The organism is Enterobacter cloacae complex sp. P6RS (genome assembly GCF_014982245.1).
Classification (GTDB): Bacteria; Pseudomonadota; Gammaproteobacteria; order Enterobacterales; family Enterobacteriaceae; genus Enterobacter; species Enterobacter bugandensis.
This window is the reverse complement of the sequence record NZ_JADCLB010000010.1, coordinates 1-590: the sequence shown is the minus strand read 5'-3', so window position 1 is coordinate 590 and position 590 is coordinate 1. Positions and strand designations below refer to the sequence as shown.

Below are 590 nucleotides of genomic sequence, written 5' to 3'. Positions count from 1 at the left end.
AAAAGATATTGTCGAGATTTTATGGTATGCTATCCTATAATAGTTACTGGGAATATGATTTCCTAGGATTTATAAGTATATTTGATTTTTACCTTAGTTTGAAATTTAAATTTAATAAAAGACATCTAAATAGCTTTAAAAATAGATATATCGCGCAAATGAATGATGTATCATACAATATTAATAAATTTATATCATTACCTTTGGCCCAGTTTGAACGGTTGCTAACTATACGTAATGGTGTTGCGCACAGCGATCCAGATAAGCTAGATGTTCTTGATGATATTTCGGTTTTGATGATACTAAAAAAAAGATTAATAATACTATTAAATTATCTTGCGTTAAAAGATTTAGGCATCAATGATAATACTTATGCTGATTCAGCCTTGCGTTCGTTCAATCCTATTTTAATAAATTCAGCCCCAAGCAAAAAGTGGCTTCATAAAATAATAGATGATACACAAACAATAATATTATCAGAAGAGAATTTTGAACAACTAAAAAAACATTCAAAAAACTCAAACAATTTAATAATAATTAGTAAAAAAACAGGCGAGTTTATTTATGATGAAAGGTTAACAAACATACTT

At 27.1% G+C, this 590-nt stretch carries 1 protein-coding gene; it reads left to right on the top strand.

Features of this window, described 5'->3' with window-relative positions:
• Positions 1-26: 26 nt before the first annotated feature.
• On the top strand, positions 27-590 hold a 564-nt coding region (locus INF73_RS05720), incomplete at its 3' end, for a hypothetical protein (RefSeq protein ID WP_193547287.1).